Origin of the sequence: Arthrobacter oryzae, assembly GCF_030812315.1 — a bacterium.
GTDB lineage: Bacteria > Actinomycetota > Actinomycetes > Actinomycetales > Micrococcaceae > Arthrobacter > Arthrobacter oryzae_B.
The window spans coordinates 260,459-276,636 of sequence record NZ_JAUSSM010000006.1; the positions used below are offsets into that span (position 1 = coordinate 260,459).

The 16,178-nt window shown below is 64.7% G+C and carries 19 protein-coding genes and 1 pseudogene; 12 read left to right on the top strand and 8 right to left on the bottom strand.

The window, feature by feature from the left end:
• The first annotated feature begins 10 nt into the window (after positions 1 to 10).
• Positions 11 to 760, top strand: a complete 750-nt coding sequence (locus J2S97_RS14115) for a LysR family transcriptional regulator substrate-binding protein (protein WP_307050457.1) — start codon at positions 11 to 13, stop codon at positions 758 to 760.
• Positions 761 to 820: 60 nt separating this feature from the next.
• Here the strand turns inward: J2S97_RS14115 and J2S97_RS14120 are convergent, their stop codons facing one another.
• Both J2S97_RS14120 and J2S97_RS14125 read right to left on the bottom strand, forming a co-directional pair.
• Positions 821 to 1,156, bottom strand: a complete 336-nt coding sequence (locus J2S97_RS14120; protein WP_307050459.1) for a hypothetical protein — start codon at positions 1,154 to 1,156, stop codon at positions 821 to 823.
• Positions 1,157 to 1,300: 144 nt separating this feature from the next.
• Positions 1,301 to 2,314: a LacI family DNA-binding transcriptional regulator gene (locus J2S97_RS14125; protein ID WP_307050461.1), complete on the bottom strand. Its 1,014-nt coding sequence runs from the start codon at positions 2,312 to 2,314 to the stop codon at positions 1,301 to 1,303.
• Positions 2,315 to 2,465: 151 nt separating this feature from the next.
• Here J2S97_RS14125 and J2S97_RS14130 point away from each other — a divergent pair, with 151 nt between their 5' ends.
• A complete protein-coding gene (locus J2S97_RS14130) occupies positions 2,466 to 3,644 on the top strand; it encodes a Gfo/Idh/MocA family protein (protein ID WP_307050463.1) in 1,179 nt (392 codons plus the stop codon).
• On the top strand, positions 3,641 to 4,672 hold the full coding sequence (locus J2S97_RS14135; protein WP_307050465.1) for a sugar phosphate isomerase/epimerase family protein: 1,032 nt from the start codon (positions 3,641 to 3,643) through the stop codon (positions 4,670 to 4,672). Before J2S97_RS14130 ends, J2S97_RS14135 begins: the two co-directional genes overlap by 4 nt.
• A gap of 79 nt (positions 4,673 to 4,751) precedes the next feature.
• Here J2S97_RS14135 and J2S97_RS14140 read toward each other — a convergent pair whose 3' ends face one another.
• Positions 4,752 to 5,972 (bottom strand): glycerate kinase, encoded by a 1,221-nt coding sequence (locus tag J2S97_RS14140; RefSeq protein WP_307050468.1) that lies wholly within the window; start codon positions 5,970 to 5,972, stop codon positions 4,752 to 4,754.
• A 162-nt stretch (positions 5,973 to 6,134) separates the two neighbouring features.
• Between J2S97_RS14140 and J2S97_RS14145 the strand changes: the two genes are divergently transcribed.
• Positions 6,135 to 6,824, top strand: a complete 690-nt coding sequence (locus J2S97_RS14145; protein ID WP_307050470.1) for a GntR family transcriptional regulator — start codon at positions 6,135 to 6,137, stop codon at positions 6,822 to 6,824.
• 11 nt (positions 6,825 to 6,835) lie between these two features.
• On the opposite strand, the gene ykgO is transcribed toward J2S97_RS14145, so the two are convergent.
• The 3 genes from ykgO to J2S97_RS14160 form a co-directional block, all read right to left on the bottom strand.
• A complete protein-coding gene (ykgO, locus tag J2S97_RS14150) occupies positions 6,836 to 6,958 on the bottom strand; it encodes a type B 50S ribosomal protein L36 (protein ID WP_307050472.1) in 123 nt (40 codons plus the stop codon).
• Positions 6,959 to 7,007: 49 nt separating this feature from the next.
• Positions 7,008 to 8,120: a GTP-binding protein gene (locus J2S97_RS14155; protein WP_307050474.1), complete on the bottom strand. Its 1,113-nt coding sequence runs from the start codon at positions 8,118 to 8,120 to the stop codon at positions 7,008 to 7,010.
• Positions 8,121 to 8,264: 144 nt separating this feature from the next.
• The gene (locus J2S97_RS14160; protein ID WP_307050476.1) at positions 8,265 to 8,567 is read right to left on the bottom strand and encodes a hypothetical protein; all 303 of its coding nucleotides are present in this window, start codon (positions 8,565 to 8,567) and stop codon (positions 8,265 to 8,267) included.
• On the opposite strand from J2S97_RS14160, the pseudogene J2S97_RS14165 reads away from it, so the two are divergent.
• The 5 genes and pseudogenes from J2S97_RS14165 (at position 8,452) to J2S97_RS14185 (ending at position 11,345) form a co-directional block, all read left to right on the top strand.
• Positions 8,452 to 8,917, top strand: a pseudogene (locus J2S97_RS14165) (DUF4386 domain-containing protein). The gene J2S97_RS14160 and the pseudogene J2S97_RS14165 overlap by 116 nt on opposite strands.
• 72 nt (positions 8,918 to 8,989) lie before the next feature.
• Positions 8,990 to 9,421: a DUF3592 domain-containing protein gene (locus J2S97_RS14170; protein ID WP_307050481.1), complete on the top strand. Its 432-nt coding sequence runs from the start codon at positions 8,990 to 8,992 to the stop codon at positions 9,419 to 9,421.
• A 12-nt stretch (positions 9,422 to 9,433) separates the two neighbouring features.
• Positions 9,434 to 9,850: a DUF3592 domain-containing protein gene (locus J2S97_RS14175; protein ID WP_307050483.1), complete on the top strand. Its 417-nt coding sequence runs from the start codon at positions 9,434 to 9,436 to the stop codon at positions 9,848 to 9,850.
• Positions 9,851 to 9,959: 109 nt separating this feature from the next.
• The gene (locus J2S97_RS14180) at positions 9,960 to 10,232 is read left to right on the top strand and encodes a nuclear transport factor 2 family protein (protein ID WP_373460560.1); all 273 of its coding nucleotides are present in this window, start codon (positions 9,960 to 9,962) and stop codon (positions 10,230 to 10,232) included.
• A 153-nt stretch (positions 10,233 to 10,385) separates the two neighbouring features.
• Positions 10,386 to 11,345, top strand: coding sequence for a TM2 domain-containing protein (locus J2S97_RS14185; RefSeq protein ID WP_307050485.1), 960 nt, complete (start codon positions 10,386 to 10,388; stop codon positions 11,343 to 11,345).
• Between the two features lie 111 nt (positions 11,346 to 11,456).
• Here J2S97_RS14185 and J2S97_RS14190 read toward each other — a convergent pair whose 3' ends face one another.
• Positions 11,457 to 12,476, bottom strand: a complete 1,020-nt coding sequence (locus tag J2S97_RS14190) for a LacI family DNA-binding transcriptional regulator (RefSeq protein ID WP_307050487.1) — start codon at positions 12,474 to 12,476, stop codon at positions 11,457 to 11,459.
• 162 nt (positions 12,477 to 12,638) lie between these two features.
• Here J2S97_RS14190 and J2S97_RS14195 point away from each other — a divergent pair, with 162 nt between their 5' ends.
• The 3 genes from J2S97_RS14195 (at position 12,639) to J2S97_RS14205 (ending at position 15,559) form a co-directional block, all read left to right on the top strand.
• Positions 12,639 to 13,574 carry a dihydrodipicolinate synthase family protein gene (locus J2S97_RS14195; RefSeq protein WP_307050491.1) on the top strand — a complete coding sequence of 312 codons (936 nt, stop codon included), beginning with the start codon at positions 12,639 to 12,641 and terminating at the stop codon, positions 13,572 to 13,574.
• Between the two features lie 128 nt (positions 13,575 to 13,702).
• Positions 13,703 to 15,001, top strand: a complete 1,299-nt coding sequence (locus J2S97_RS14200; protein ID WP_307050493.1) for an Nramp family divalent metal transporter — start codon at positions 13,703 to 13,705, stop codon at positions 14,999 to 15,001.
• Between the two features lie 237 nt (positions 15,002 to 15,238).
• Entirely contained in the window at positions 15,239 to 15,559 is a 321-nt protein-coding gene (locus J2S97_RS14205; RefSeq protein WP_307050495.1) for a GYD domain-containing protein, read from the top strand.
• Between the two features lie 224 nt (positions 15,560 to 15,783).
• Here the strand turns inward: J2S97_RS14205 and J2S97_RS14210 are convergent, their stop codons facing one another.
• Complete coding sequence (locus tag J2S97_RS14210) at positions 15,784 to 16,038, bottom strand: hypothetical protein (RefSeq protein WP_307050497.1); 255 nt, start codon at positions 16,036 to 16,038, stop codon at positions 15,784 to 15,786.
• Positions 16,039 to 16,178: the final 140 nt, after the last annotated feature.

The window sequence follows — 16,178 nt, forward strand, 5'->3', positions numbered from 1 at the left end:
CTGTGAACGTGTGTCCGCTGAAGAAGAATTCCCGCAAGCACCCGCACCTTCGGAACCGGAAGGGCGGGAGCTGCGCTTCGCGTACGTTGCCGGCGTGACGCCGGGAAAATGGATCCGCCGCTGGGAAGAGCGGATGCCGGATGTTCCGCTGCACGCCTTTATGTCCGACGACGGCGCGCAGCTGTCAGTCCTGCGCGACGGCGCCGCGGACCTCAGTTTCGTGCGGCTCCCGGTGGAGCGCGAGGGGCTGAACGTGATTCCCCTGTATGAGGAGCAGCCCGTGGTGGTTGCCCCCAAGGGCCACGAAATTTCGGTGTTCGAAGAGGTGGCTCTGGCGGACCTTGCCGCGGAAACGTTCCTGGACGTGGCCGAGCTTGGCGGACCGGAAACGGCGTTGCAGGTGGTTGCCTCCGGCGCGGGGCTCGCCATCCTGCCGATGTCCGTGGCCCGCCACTTCAACGTGAAGGACACCGTGGCGCGGAAGCTCACCGGCGCCCCGACCACGCAGATTGCGCTTGCCTGGCCCAGCGAGACCAAGGACCACGCCGCTGATGAGGTGATTGAGGAGTTCATCGGGATTGTCCGCGGGCGGACCGCACAGAGCTCCCGCCAGCCTTCGGCGCAGGTTGAGAAGCCCAAGAAGGAGCCGAAGCCGGACCGGCGGGGGACGGGCGTCAAGAAGCCCAAGGTCGCCCAGCGGTACGCCCCCAATCCGGACAAGGGCCGCGGGAAGGGTTCGCGCAAGAAGGGCAAACGCTAAGGCATTTCTTTCTTTTGAACCCGCTGCCCCCGGCGGGCGCAGTTTTTGAACCGGCGGGCCTTAGGCGGCGCAGGCGTCCTTCAGTGCCGTGACCGATTCAGCGGGCACCTGGTCGCCGGCTTCGGCGATCTGCCGCAGGGGAGTGGTGATCTCCGAGGGCACGCCCGCGGTCTCCGCGCCGGCCACAAGGCCGCCCAGCAGTTCCTTGTCCTTGACGCTCACGAGCCCGTCTTCCACGAGTGCGCAGATCTGGCCCTTGACCTGGTCGGCGGCCGCGGTGGCAACCTGGGATGCTCCGTCGCTTACGGCTTTTTCGGTTGCTTCCTGAACCTGGCCGCAACCGGTCAGCACAACGATGAGGGCGGCAGTGGACAGGGCGGCGAGGCTGGATTTCATGCTTCCACCCTAGCAAGGCCTGCCGAACCCCCGGTCCCAGGAGTTTTTGTCCAGATAACGACCGCAAAATCGCGATTTGGGCGCGTTATCTGGACAAAAACTCCTGTCCGGGTCCGGGTCCGGGTCGGTCAGCCGGAAGGCGCGTCAGCCAGCGACGCGGCCCGTCGTGCCCCGCACGATCAGGGCCGGCTCGATCAGCTTGCGCCCGGGGCCGAGGGCGGGGTCCTGAATCCGTGCCAGGAGCGTGTCTGCGACGTCGACTCCCACAAGGTCGCTCCGGTTGTCTACGGACGTAAGGTCGAGATACCGGGATTTTGCCAGCTGGGAGTTGTCGTAGCCGATGACCGACAGCCCGTCCGGCACTGACAGGCCCCTGGCCTTCGCGGCCGCCAGGGCACCGAGTGCCATGGTGTCGTTTGCGGCAAACAAGGCAGTGGTGTCGGGCTGGTGGTCCAGCACCCAGCATGCGGCCGCGTAGCCGTCCTCCTCCGACGTTCCGTGGGATTCCCCCGCGATCCGGACCTCAAGCCCCGCCTCGACAATACGTGCGCGGAAACCCTCACGCCGGTGCGCCGCCGCGCCATCCGAGCCGGAAAGGTGCCCGATGCGGGTGTGGCCGAGCTCCAGCAGATGGTTTGCCGCCAGGCGGCCGCCGCCGTCGTCGTCGTTCGTGATGAGGTCGGCGCCGGCCGGGACACCGTTGCGCCAGCCTGCGACGACGGTGGGAACCCAGGTGCCCGAGAGCATGGCCTCGCTCGGTTCGGCGGCGATCACCAGGCCCGCGACGTGCATGGCGAGCAGGCCGTCCGTCGCCTCTTTGATGCGGTTTTGCCCGGGGCGCGAGTCCGCCACGGTGACCTGGTAGCCGTGCACCGATAGCGCGGATTCCATGCCCCGCAAGAGATCGACGAACCACGGGTTCCGGAAGTCGTCGATCACCAGCCCGATGCTTTTGGTCTGGCTGCTCGCCAAGGCTGTTGCGGCGCGGCTGGGCCGGTAACCGAGCTCGGACATGGCGGCCAGCACCGCCTCGCGGCGCTTGTCGCTGACTTTCGTCGGGTTCTGCAGGACCAGCGACACCAGCGACGGGGAGACGCCGGCACTTTTGGCGACGTCATAGATCGTGGGCCGGCGGGACTTGGGGGCGTTCAGGGGCATGGGAGAGCCTTTCGTGTCTCGCTATCGAGGATAGCCTCACGATGATTGACAGGACATAAAGACAAAGCTACGCTTTTTCCAGTGAACATTTTGTAGCGCTACAATTTTTCGGACAGGCGATGGGCCTGGCCGAATTTCAAAGGAGAAATCAATGGCTGAAAGCCTCGGCGTCGCCGTCATCGGTGCAGGCATGGCCGGCAAGGCCCACGCTGCCGCGTACCGCACGGCATCCGCCCTCTACAGCCCCGTACTTCCGCCGGTGCGGCTGGTCTCGATCGGCGACGTCAACGCCGAATTCGGCTCGCTGGCTGCCCGCCGCTTTGGCTACGAGCGCAACGACACGTCGTGGCAGGCAATCGCCGAAGCCGACGACATCGACGTCGTCAGCGTGGTCATCGCCAACTCCCTCCACCGCGAAGTGGTGGAAGGCCTGCTTGCCGCCGGCAAGCACGTGCTGTGCGAAAAGCCGTTGAGCGACTCGCTGGAAGACGCCCGCGCCATGGCCGACGCCGCCAGCAACGCCTCCAGTATCGCCCGTATTGGCTTCACTTTCCGCCGCACGCCCGGCATTGCCTACATCCGCGACCTCATCCGCACCGGCGTCCTGGGCAAGGTGCTGCACTTCAGCGGCCGTTACTGGACCGACTACGGCTTCAGCCCGTCCGCTCCCATGAGCTGGCGGTACAAGGGCGGCCCCGGTTCCGGTGCCCTTGCCGACGTCGGAAGCCACCTTGCCTACGTTTCCGAGTTCCTCTGCGGCGACATCAAGTCCATCAGCGGCGGCCGCCTCAGCACGGTGATCGATAAGCGGCCCCTGCCCCTCGCAGCAGTCATGGGGCACGACCACGTTGCCGTCAGCGACACCTTCGAGGCCGTGGAGAACGACGACTATGCAGCTTTCAATGCAGGGTTTGAAAACGGCGCCGGCAGCTTTGAGGTTTCCCGTGTCGCCGCCGGCCACGCCAACGGCCTCAACTTCGAAGTGTTCTGCGAGAACGGTGCCGCCAAGTTCGACCAGCGCCGGCCCTCGGAAATCCAGCTCTTCCTCAACGACGGATCCGGCAACGAGAACGGCTACCGCCAGGTGATCCTCGGCCCGGGCCACCCCTACATCGCCGGCGGCCTCGCCATGGACGCCCCCGAAGTCGGCTTCGGCCAGAACGACGCCTTCGGCTACCAGGCCCGCGCGTTCCTCGAAGAGGTTGCAGGCCTTAGCGAAGAAGAATCCCTGCCCCGATGCGCCAGCTTCGACGAAGGCGTGCGCAACATGGAACTGCTCGGCGCCGTCACGGAATCCGCCCTCAGCAACGGAAAGAAGATCACGCTATGAAACTCGGAGTCTACAACGCGATCCTGCACGATCGACCCCTTCCCGAGGCCCTCAAGGTCATTGCGGACCTCGGCCTGACCGGCATCGAAATCAACACCGGCGGATTCCTGCCGGCCGTCCACGTCCCCAACATGGACCAGATCCTGGAAAGCGACGCGGCCCGCGACGACTACCTGGCGATCTTCGAGGGGACCGGCGTCTCGATCGCAGGCCTGAACTGCAACGGCAACCCCCTGCACCCGAAGCGTGAGATCGGCGAAAAGCATGCCGAGGACATCCGCCGCTCCATCCGGCTGGCACACCGGCTGGGACAGGACCGCGTGGTGACCATGTCCGGCCTGCCCGGCGGTGAGCCGGGAGCCACCACGGTCAACTGGGTGGTCAACGCCTGGAACTCGGCCGCTTTGGACGTGCTCGACTACCAGTGGGGCATCGCCGCCGATTTCTGGAAGGAAACCGACCGCCTCGCAGCCGACCATGGCGTCAAGGTGGCCCTTGAGCTGCACCCGCAGAACATCGTGTTCAACACCGCCGATGTCCACAAGCTCATTGAGCTCACCGGCGCAACCCATGTGGGCGTCGAGCTGGACGCCTCGCACCTGTTCTGGCAGCAGATGGATCCGGTCGCCGTGGTCCGTGAACTCGGCCCGCTGGTCTTCCAGGCCGCCGCGAAGGACGTCCGCGTCAACACCGGGAACGCCGCGCTCTACGGTGTCCTCGACAACAGCTTCCGCCGGCTCTCGCCGGATGAAAACCGCACCAACCTCGGCGGCGACGAGTGGGCAAACGAGTGGCCCAGGAACTCCGCCTGGGACTTCGTGGCCCTCGGCCGCGGGCACGACACCGCCTACTGGACCGAGTTCCTGCGCGCGCTGTACGAGGTGGACCCCAACATGCTGGTCAACATCGAGCACGAGGACGTTTCCCTGGGCCGGATCGAAGGCCTGCAGGTGGCGGCCAGGGTCCTGCGGGACGCTGACGCGGCGCTGACTGCGTCGCATGCAGAGGCGCTGCACCCCACGTCGTAGGGCCTGAAAACCAGCGTACGCCCGCCGGCGGTTGTGGTCCTCAACTCTGACCACAACCGCCGGGCGCTGTGTGTTTTGGCTATTCGGCTGCAAACACCTTGCCGTGTGTCTTGACGTGCTGGACGAGGTTCCGGCCGGCCTGTTTCAGGGCTTCCGCCGCCAAATCAGGGTCCTTGGAGGTGTCCTGGGCGGTGATGTCCGTAAGGGCCACAACCCCGGAGAGGCCCAAATGGCCGGCGGCAGACCCGCCGAGCATCGAGGTGCCGACAACGGCCCACACCGGAGTGCCAGCGGCGCGCGCGCAGACGGCGGAGATGAGTTTCCCGTCCGATGTCTGCGCGTCGAGGCGGCCCTCCCCAGTCACCACCAGGCCGGCCCGCTGCGCCTGCTCATCAAAGCGCAGGAGGTCGAGGAAGTAGTCAGCTCCGGAAACGAGTGATCCGCCCAGAAGCAGCAGTCCGAAGCCGATGCCTCCGGCGCTGCCAGCACCCGGAGTGCCGGCGAGGGCATCGGCGTCGATTCCCGGGAGTTGCCTGCAGGCGTTGACCAGGACGTCCAGTCCCCGGTCCAGCAGCGAGACCTGAGCAGCGTCCGCCCCTTTCTGAGGCCCAAAAATGTGGGCCGCACCCTGCTGCCCCCGAAGCGGGTTGGTGACGTCGCTGGCGCCGATGAGTGCTGTTCCGCCGAAATCGAAAACGCCGCCAAGGTCTACCTGGGTGATCCGGTCCAGCGAACCGCCGTCCGGTTCCACGAGGTTGCCGTGGGCATCCCGGAACTCCGCGCCCAGGGCGGCGAGCATCCCGGCGCCGCCATCGGTGCTGGCGCTCCCGCCCATGGCCACCACGATGCGCTGCGGATTGAGGCGGGCCGCTGCCAGAATCGCCTCACCGAGGCCGCGGCTGGAGGCCGACAGCGGACGCAGTGGTCCCCGAAGGGTGGCCAGGCCGCACGTCCCGGCCACCTCGACGACGGCGGTTGTCCCGTCAAACGCGATCTGCGCCTCACTGATTCCTCCGTCAGCGTCGGTCACGTCAACTGTTCGCGGCTGCGAGCCGGCGAAGACCGCCGCCTCGACGCTGCCGTCCCCGCCGTCGGCCAGTGGCAGGACGCTGACTTCCAGTCGGGTGCCGTTTGCAGCGGATTCGATGCCTGACCGGATGGCGTCGGCGACGCCGATCGCGGTGAGGCAGCCCTTGAATTTGTCCGGTGCAATCAGGATCCGGACGGGGCGCGCTGCGTCCCGAAGGGCCTCGGCGCGGAAATCTTCGGTTCCGTGGGTGATGTTGGCGGATTGCAGCATGCTCGTGGTCTCCGGTGTGGTCGTTGTTTTGGCACTATCGGGGTGGATTGTCTAACAAGTACACATGGTCAAGCTAAGATTGTCTAGCAAGTACACATGACTGGCAGGTAGTCTCGCCTTTCGGATCGGCGTAACGTTTGGTCCGAAAGTGAGGAGAATGCCGTGGCAGCGCAACTGATGACCGTATCCGCCGTTCAGGCGATCGCCGACGATATCCGTACAAGGATCCTGCGCGGGGAGTATCCGTCGGACACGTCTTTCACGGAGACCGACGTGGCCGCCCGGTACGAGGTGGCCAGGCCCACGGCGAAGGCCGCCATCGAAAAGCTGGTCGCCGAAGCCCTGCTGGAACGGCGCACGAACAAGACCGCAAAGGTCATCAAGCTGGGACCGGACGACGTCAGGGACATCTATCTCACCCGGGGGCGGCTGGAGAAGGCAGTGTTGCTCGAGCTGGCAGGGTCGCGCACCGTGCCGCCGGCCGCCGTCGCCGCCCAGCGCGACCTCGAGCGGATTGACTCCGATTCCGGCCTGGATATAGTCGACCCGGACATGCGGTTCCACATGGCTCTCGTGGACAGCATTGGCAGCCCGCGGACAAGCCGGATGTACGAATCGCTGGTTTCGCAGGTCAGGCTCTGTATGGCACAGGTGCAAGGCCTGGAGCTGGTGCAACCCGAACGTATTGTCAGGGAGCACCAGCACCTGCTCGACCTCATCGGGTCCGGTGACGGCGCGGCTGCCAGTGCATTCCTGGATGAGCACCTGAGCCGGCCCCGGGAACGCCTGGTCGCAGCGGTAGGCGGCGTGCCCGGTCCTGAGGCCGACCTCGGATCGTCGCTGGACAGCTGAGCGCAGCGGACCTAGCCTTGGCGCGCCTTCATCCGGGGATTCTTCTTATTGATGACAAAGGTCCTGCCGCGGCGCCGCACGATCTGCGCGCCGGGTAGTTTCTTCAGTGCCCGCAGTGAGTTTCGTACTTTCATGGGTTTCTCCTACTTGGTTGGGCTGGGATGGGGGAGCGGCCTGCCCTGGCTACGAAGTCAGGCTGAAGTCGAACGGGTCGGGCAGGTCGGCGGGGCCGGCGTCCATTTCGGCGTCGGTGAGCTGGCAGTCCTCGAGCAGCCGGGCGAATTCCGCCGGGTCGAGGTGCTCACCGGTTGCCGCGATCACGGTTCCCCGATCGCCGTTGTCGGGGTGCCAATCCAGGTAGGCGTCGCTGTCCGTTGCCCGACCGGCCGAAGGCTTCGCCGTCTGATCGGCCAGCCAGGGTCCAGTGTTTTCGAGCCAGATGCGCGGTCCGATGCCCTGGATGGCAATCCTGCACCCCGGGGCTGTCGCGATCCACAGCCGGCCGCGCAGCCAGCAGCACCCCTCGGCGAGGGTTGCCAGGGCATGCCGGAATCTTTCGGCGTGGAGTGGGCGCCGGACTCTTTGGGTGACAGTGATGAATGGTGAGGCGGATGCCCCGGCGGGGATGCGCACGGAGCCGGGGATGGTCCTTCCCATCGCCTCGGCGTAGTCGTGGCTGCCGCGCTGTTCGGCGTCCGCGATGTCAGTGATGCGCGCGTGTGGTGCCAGCTCGCCGAGGAGCTGCCCGCCACGCGCGCGATGGTCCGGGTTCACCGGAAACAGCAGCGGATCGGCCAGCAGGACGGTGTCGCTGAAGGCAAGTTCACCAATGAGGAACTCTCCGGGGGTGCGCTGGTCCTCCGGCGTCGGGGTGAATCCGGACTCGAACAGGGTGTGGTGGTCCCAGATCTGGTCCTCGCAGGCGTCCGGAGCACATGCCAGCACCACTGAACCGACGGTGAAACGGCTGGTCAAACCCTGTTTCAGGGCGTTGACGGCTGCCATGGCGGGGACAGCCGGAGGCAAAGCGATGATGATGTGCTCCACGCCGCGGGCAAGCAGGCGTTCAACGGTCGGGACCACGTCGAGGCGCACTGTGCAGCTCAGGCACCCGTGCTCCAGGCTGTTCTCTTCCCGGTCCACAGGCGAGTCGGGGCCGAAGACGCGACGGACAACGACGCCGTCGTCCAGCAGGTCATGCACAACGAGAACGGCCACCGGGTGCGCTGCAGCCAGCATTTCGCAGGCGCGCTGGCGGCAGAGGGTGTCGAGGGAACTGACGACTGTAAGAAGCATTCCACCACTCTAAATGAGAATGGTTCGCATTTACAACCTCGTTCGGTACTCCTCTACTCGAGCGTCATGGCTTTTCGGGTCGCGAGCCCTTTCCAGGCCGTCAAGGACCAGATCCAGTCCAAAAATGAACTCGTCGGCGAAGTTTTAACCCGGCTGCAGGACGTGCCGGGACGTAAGTTCCGCCAGATGGGGATATTCGTCGGCGCGCAAATTCGCGAGCATCAACTGTGCCATCGCAGCCGCTTGCTCCCCGGAGTCGAACGGCAAGCCTTTTTCCTGTTTTGCCAAGCCGTAAATGTACGCGTCCAGGGCGGAAAACGCGTGTGCTGTCATGGCCTGCATCTTCGTCGTCACCCTGCTGGACATCGTGGTCGCCGCTGCCTGGTATGCACTCTTCCAGCCCACGAATCGCAGGCTGTCCGCTGTTGCAGCGTGGGTCCGCGTCATCTTCGCTGGACTGTTCATGTTGGCCGCCGGTCATCTGGCGAATGCGTTCAGCCTCCTCGGTCAACCGGATGGCGCTGCAGGCGATTCAGCAGTTCAACAGCATGTGGCTCATCAGCCTTGGCCTGTTCGGCATCCATCTCTTGCTGATCGGCTACCTGGCCGTGCGTTCCGGTTTCATGGCCGGGATCTTTGGCATCCTGTTGGCCATTGCCGGGCTCGGGTGTATCGCTGACGCCGTTGGAACTGCCTTGAGTGTGGACTTCCCGGTCGTTTTCGGGTCATTCGGGTTCGTCGGCGAAGTTGCCATCATCTTCTGGCTCCTTATCATGGGCCGGCGCCTCGTCGCTTGAGCTCATGTTCTGCGGTCCGCGGCGGCGTCCGTAGGGTGGCATACTTCTTGGTGACTGGAATCTGGGGGACACATGACGATCGAGCCTTACCTGATCTGGGCGCTGTTCGTTGGCGGTGCCACCTTTTCATTCGTCCGCATTGTGCGGAAGGCAGGACGCCATGAACGGTTGACGGCCGGCTGGCCAAGGGTGCAGGCCATTGTGACCGGAAGTGTGGCTGGACGGAGCAACGGAGCCGGCGGTACGACCAGCCGCCGTCGCTATTTCCCCACCTACCAGTTCGCCGACTCCTACGGGACACTGTTTGCCGGCGAATCCGAGGTGTCTTCCGCCGGCCAGCCTGTCCCGGGAACGTTCGTAGAGGTGACGTACAACCCCCTCAACCCGAACCAGTCATTCCAGGTGTCGTCCCAGAACAAAATCGCGATCGGCTGCATGATCCCTTTCTTCGCGGTATTCGCTGTTGTTTCGTTCGTGTTTATCACTCTCTTCGGGCGGGGCTGAGGCGTGGATCCGATGACATCGCCGTTCGTGCTGCTGACCGGATTGATGCTGGTGCTGGGCCTGGTCCAAGCGGGTCTGTCCCTGGTCGCGTCATTCCGGCGGCGGCGCTTGCTCCGCGGCTGGATACTGGCGCAGGCCACGGTCACCGGAAACATGCACGGCACAGACGGCCCTGCCAGCAAGGGCATGCACCGCTTCGCCCCGACCTACGAGTTCCAAGACGCCCACGGCCAGCGGTGGCTGGGCCAGGCGGATACCTACGGCCCGGACCAGGAGATCATCGGCACTATCATTCCCGTGATGTACAACCCGGCCAACCCCGCTGAATCTACCCGCCCGGTCCGGTTCATCTCCAAGGGCCGGTTGGCGACGAGCCTCCTCGTGGCCGGTTTCGGGGCCGCGGCGATGTTTGGGACGCAGCTCCGTTAGTTGGCCGCCAGGCACTAGCCGCCACACTTGGGCCTGCAGGCTGCAAGCCGCCTGAGTCCGGCTTGCGATCTGGTCGCGTCGGGAGCCGGTGACTGTGCTGGGGGCCTGGATGTCAGGCAGCGGACCCGAGGAAGTGGGGAACATTTTCCGCCAGTTGGAAAGCTCCTTCTCGGACTGCACGTCTTACTCGCACGAGGTAGTTGCGGCCGACGTGATCGGGGATGTGGCCTACACCGTTGGCTACGAGCACACGAGTGCCTCGGTGAACCGAGAACCGAGGACGTACACCCTCCGCGTAACCCAGGTGTACCGCCGCGAAGAGGGGGAGTGGAAGGTGGCTCACCGTCACGCCGACACAGTGGTGAAACCGGAAGTGCCGTAGGGAGCCAGGCCGCCATGGGTGCTGTTATTGAGGACTGCAAGCGCCGAACCGTCGTCTAGACTTTACGGAGCATCATCGGTATTTGGGGCAGCCGATCATGGATTCCCCGTGCTATGAGCGCCATCGGCCAACAGAAACGGGAATCTAAGAACTATGAGTCACCCCAGCTACCCTCATTCGCCCCAGCATGACGCCGGAGCAGGAGCTCCCCCGATCCCGCCATCCGGCTTCGGAGGGCAGTACCCGGGTGGACAGGGTGGCTACCAGCCAGGACCCGGCCCGGGCCCCTATGGACACGTTCCCTACGCCAATGGTCCGGGGAAGTCCTTCGTCACCACCTGGATCCTGTCCCTTCTCCTGGGCGGGCTAGGTGTGGACCGCTTTTACCTTGGCAAGATCGGCACCGGGATCGCCAAGCTGCTGACCGGCGGCGGATTCGGCATCTGGTCCATCGTGGACCTGATCATCACTCTGACCGGAAGCGCCAGGGACAAGGACGGCCGTCCGCTGGAAGGGTACCCGGAGAACAAGAAGATGGCATGGATCGTCACCGGTGTCGTCTGGGTCGTCGGCATTATCGTGGGAACCGTTGTCACGCTGGCATCCATTGCGTCCGCGGCGGCCATGGTGGATGAACTCCAGAAGTCCCCGGCGACACAGTCTGCCGAAGCAAAGGACCCCGCAGCTACGGAAGCGGCGCCTGCTCCGTCCTCGGGAACCGCCAACGACGCGAACTCCTTCGTGGTCACCGTGTCCGAGGGGAACACGGTGAAGGTCAGCGTCATTGACTCCGTCTATGTCACTGAGATTCCCACTCAGTCCTACCTGAAGCCGAACAACGGAGGATTCCTCCTGGTAGAAGTCTCCTGGGAGACGCTGGCCGGAACCAGCAGCTCCAACCCTGCAAACTTCGAGGCATACGATGCGGACGGCAAGGAAGGCGAACGTATCTACCTGGAGGAGGGGGCCCTGCCGACTGAAGACAGCCAAGCGGGACAGGTCCACGGCGGGGTGATTGCGTTCGACATCAAAAATGGTCCGACGACTATCGCGATCACCGATGACTTCGGCGACAAGGCATCGACCTTCACCCTGACTCCTCCGGTCGGTTAGCAGTCGATCCACGCCTGGCAAAAACCCGCGGTCCCCGAAGTGGGGCGGCGGGTTTTTGCTTGTGTTCCCGGAAGGGTCGAACAGTGAGGGAACCCTCCCCGGGCGCGTTGCTCAGGCGTGCCTGGGCGGGCCGCTGGATTCGCGGGGAATGAGTGTTGGCATGGCCCGGCGTATGTGGGGTTCCTTGCCTGGGTTGACGATGAGGTCTATGGCGGTGCCGGCGATCTGGTCGAGGGGGACGCGAACAGAGGACAGGGGGGTGGGGAGCCTCGCCGAGAGCGGTATGTCGTTGTAGCCGACCAGCGCAAGGCCTGCTCCGACGGTAATGCGGGATCGGTGGGCGGCTGCCATGATCCCCATGGCAATGTTGTCATTCGCGGCGAACACGGCGGTCGGGCGCTTCCCGGCGCTTTTCGCCAGCAGGGTTTCCCCTGCCGTGAATCCGTTTTCGATGCCGTAGCCAGCGGCGATCAGCCAATCGTCCCGCGCGTCGATCCTTGCTTCTCCCATCGCACGGCGGGCGCCGGCCAGGCGGGCGATGCCCGTGGACGTGAAGGCGGGGCCGGTGACGACGGCGATGTCGCGGTGGCCCAGGTCGATGAGGTGGCGGACGGCCAGGTAGCCGCCCACTTCATCGTCCCCCAGGGCCGACGGGCTCTCACCGTCGGTGCGCAGCACCAGGGCGTGGGCCACGCCGCGTTTCCGCAGCAGCCGGGGGAGCTCGTCGTCGAGCCGGGCCGTGGCCAGGATGAGGCCGTCCACATTCCGGTCGAGGAGTGTTTCCGCCGCGCGGCGTTCGTCGTCCGGGTCGTCGCCGCTGGTGGCCACCATGGCGAAGTATCCGCGGGCCGCGGCAGCGCGTTCCAGTTCCTCGAACATCAATGCCATCACCGTGTCGCTCAGGCGTGGCACGAGCACTCCGAGCGTGCGGGTTTCGCCCCTGCGCAGGCTGGAGGCGAAGGAGTTCCTGCGGTATCCGAGCTCCTCGGCGACTTTGCGGACGTGGACGGCTGCCGCAGACCGGGACGCTGTGCCGCGCTCGTCCAGTGCGCGGCTGGCGGTCGAAAGACTCACCCCGCTGGCGGCCGCGACGTCCCTCAGGGTGACGGTCGTGCCTGGGGCCGGTTCCATGCGCATTCTCCTGTTCGGGGTGGTCTTAGTAGACACTCTATTTCCTCTTGTTCGGAACTTGCCCCTTGACAGTGACGTGGGCCACGCCGCAGAATGAAAACGTTCCCGCAAACGTTCTCACATTCTAGCGGGACTACCGACCACAAGACAGAGGAAGCTCTCATGACCATCGATCTTCGCGGGCTCGTTCCCGCACCTGTAACCCCGTTCAACCGCGACGGCAGCGTCGACGTCGACGCGATCCACCGCCTCGGTGGCTGGCTGGGCAGCGTTGAGGGCGTCAAGGGCCTCGTGGTCCTGGGCCACGCCGGGGAGGGGACCTTCCTCACCCAGGACGAGCAGGCACTCGTCATTCGTGAGTTCAAGAACGCCGTCAACGGCGAGATCCCGATCATCGCCGGCATCACCGGCGAGGGCAACACTGTCGCTGCCCTGGAAGCGAAGCGCGCGGTTGACGCAGGCGCCGAGGCCGGACTCGTCTACCCTTCGCACGGCTGGCTGCGCTTCGGCTACCAGAAGGGTGCCCCGCAGACCCGCTACAAGGAAATCTACGAGACCTCGGGGCTGCCGCTGATCCTTTTCCAGTACCCGGACGCCACCAAGGCCACCTACGACCTGGAAACCCAGCTTGAGATCGCGGGACAGGAAGGCGTGTTCGCCACCAAGAACGGTGTCCGGAACATGAAGCGCTGGGACACCGAGATTCCCGTGCTGCGCGCCACCTACCCCGAGCTGCAGATCCTCACCTGCCACGACGAGTACCTGCTGCACACCATGTTCGACGTCGACGGCGCGCTCGTCGGCTACGGCGGACTCGCCCCCGAACCCCTGGTGGAGCTCATCGCCGCCGGCAAGGCCAAGGACTACGCGGCCGCCCGTGCGATCCACGACCGCCTCCTGCCGGTGACCAAGAATGTCTACCACCGCGGGTCCCACATGGAAGGCACCGTGGCATTGAAGGAAGGCCTCGTCGCCCGCGGCATCCTTGAGCATGCCACGGTCCGGCCTCCGCTGCTTCCCTTGGCCGAAGGAGCCGGCGATGAAATCGCCCTGGCCCTGAAGTCCGCGAACCTGGGCAGCGTCACCGTTCCCGCCTGATCTCCGGATCTCCGGATCTCCGGATCTCTCAAGGATGGCGGGCAACCGCCATCCTTATCCAAATGCTTTATTCTCCAATTAGGTCAACGACGACCCCCAGCACCGCAGCTGGAGAAGGAGGACTCGCAATGCGCGAGCCGAACAAGATCGCCTCTGCAGTAAAGGAACAACCTGTGCAGACGGTCACCCCCGACGGCGCATCACATCCGGCGCCACCAGCCAAGCGCCGGACCTTCCTTGGCTACCTGGCCCTCATGGGCCCGGCCTTTGTGGTGGGAGCCTGGCAATTCGGTCCCGGCAACCTCACCACCGCCGTGCAGGCCGGCAGCCGATACGACTACACCCTTGTCTGGGTTATCGCCGTCTCCACCATCCTGATGATCTTCTTCACCGACATGAGCGTCAGGCTCGGCATCTCAACACCCACCTCGCTGATCACCTCGATCAAGGACCACCTGGGCAAATGGGTGGGCGTCCTGGCCGGATTCGGCGTCTTTGGCATTACGCTCATGTTCTCCGTCGGCAACGCCGTCGGTTCCGGCCTGGGCCTGTCCCTGGTCTTCGGAGGTTCCCCGGTTCTGTGGACAGTGGTCTGTACAGCCGCCGTCGGGTTCGTCCTGGCCTTCCGCAACGTCTACGGCATCGTCGAAAAAGCCCTGCTCGCCATCGTCGTCCTCATGGGCATCGCCTTCATCGCAAGTACCGTCGTTGCCCAACCCGACTGGTACCGGTCCATGGAAGGCATGGTCCCGACGCTTCCCCCCGGCAGCGAGATCCTTATCGTGGCGCTCGTCGGAACCAACTTCTCCATCAACGCCGCCTTCTACACCTCGTACGGCATCAAGGAAAACCGCCGCACCCGCGCCGACTACCGCGACATCACGCTCGTCGACACTATCCCGGGCATCGTCGCCCCCGGCATCATGACAGCACTGGTCATTATGGTGGCCGCCGCCGTACTCGGCCAGACAGGAGGTGAAGCCACCTCAATCGGCGCCCTCGCATCGATCTTCGCACCTCTGGCAGGACCCGTCGGCTCGATGCTCTTCGCCCTTGGCCTCTCGGGCGCGGCGTTTTCATCCATGATCGCCAATGCCACCGCCGGCGGCACCATGCTCTCCGACGCCCTTGGCCGCGGGGCCAAGGCAGGGTCACCCACCGCCCGTATTTTCACAGGAGTCATCCTGGCCTTCGGACTGGCCATCACCATCTCGTTCCAGGCCTCACCCGTGGGACTCATCGTCATCGCCCAATCCCTGACCGTGCTCATCGCCCCGCTACTGGGCGTCCTGTTGTTCATTATGAGCAACAAGGCGGCAGTGATGGGAAGCCTCCGCAACAAGTGGTGGCACAACCTCTTCGCCGCCATCGGCCTTATCGCCATCATCGCCTCATCCCTGAGGCTCATCACCACCCTCCTCGGCTAAAGACTGCCGACCAAAACAGGCAGCGCCCCCGCCCAAACAGGTGAGGGCGCTGCCTTACGGTTCCGTTCAATCGGAGCCCCGCCTGGCTGTTCTAACGACCGTTGTCAGTTCGCGGGGAGTGGCCTAGACTCAGCCCACAACCCCAGTCGGGGAGAACTCCAGAACCCTTCACTCATCCGATGTTCTGGGCGTGCGGATAGGTTCGTGTTCTGGGCAGAAGCAGAACGGGAGTCAGCCATGACCAAGTATTTTTTCCAAGCAAACTACGTGGGCCAGGGCATCAAAGGCCTGATGGAGGAGGGCGGGTCCAAGCGTCGGGACGCTGTCGTCAAGGCCTTGGAATCCGTTGGGGGATCACTGGAATGCATCTACTACGCGTTCGGCGAGACGGACGTCCTGGGGGTCTTCGAAATCCCCGATCAGCCCAGCGCTGTGGCCCTTTCCCTGATGATCAATTCCACCGGCGCCGTGAATCTGCACCTCACTCCGCTCATGACGCCTGAGGATATTGATGCAGCAGTGGGCAAGACACCTGCGTACCGGGCACCCGGGCAGTAGCAGGCCGTCCGAGCAAGGTTGAACCAGCCGGCGCACCGCACCCATGCCGCCGACGGGAAGAGAGGGTTGTGCGGCGGCCCGCGAAGGGCTCCATGATATTCGACGGGCCGCCTGCCACAGGATGCGCCCACATCGTTGTGCCCGCGCGACCGGTGGTGCTTCCAACCTAACTTCAGGCCGACACGGCATACGAGGGCCTTTAGGCCTTACTTCGGTGGATGCGGTCAGGCAGTCGCCGGGTAGCTGGCCAGGATGTAGTCTGCGGCGGCCGGTCCTGTCATCCGCCGCCGGCTATTGTGCAGGTCGATGCCATGGTGCCGCATGGCTGTCCGGAAGGTGATGTCGCCTACCGGTGTGATGCTGTGCAACAGGCACCAGCTTGTGTACAGGCCGTAAAGACAATCCGGTCCCAAAGGGCAGTGAGTTTCATCCGGAACGGTGGCATCGAGGAGGAATCGTTCGAAGTGCGAGGTGGCCATGAGTGGGCTCTTTCCGCAGGTGCATCAATGTGCCACCGTTCGGCTACAGCGGCTCTCTTTGCCGCCGTGCACCCGGCGCCAAAGGCCCCCATCCAGAGAGATGTGGGACTGCTTAAAATTTACGGAGTCCGGTCCCCACT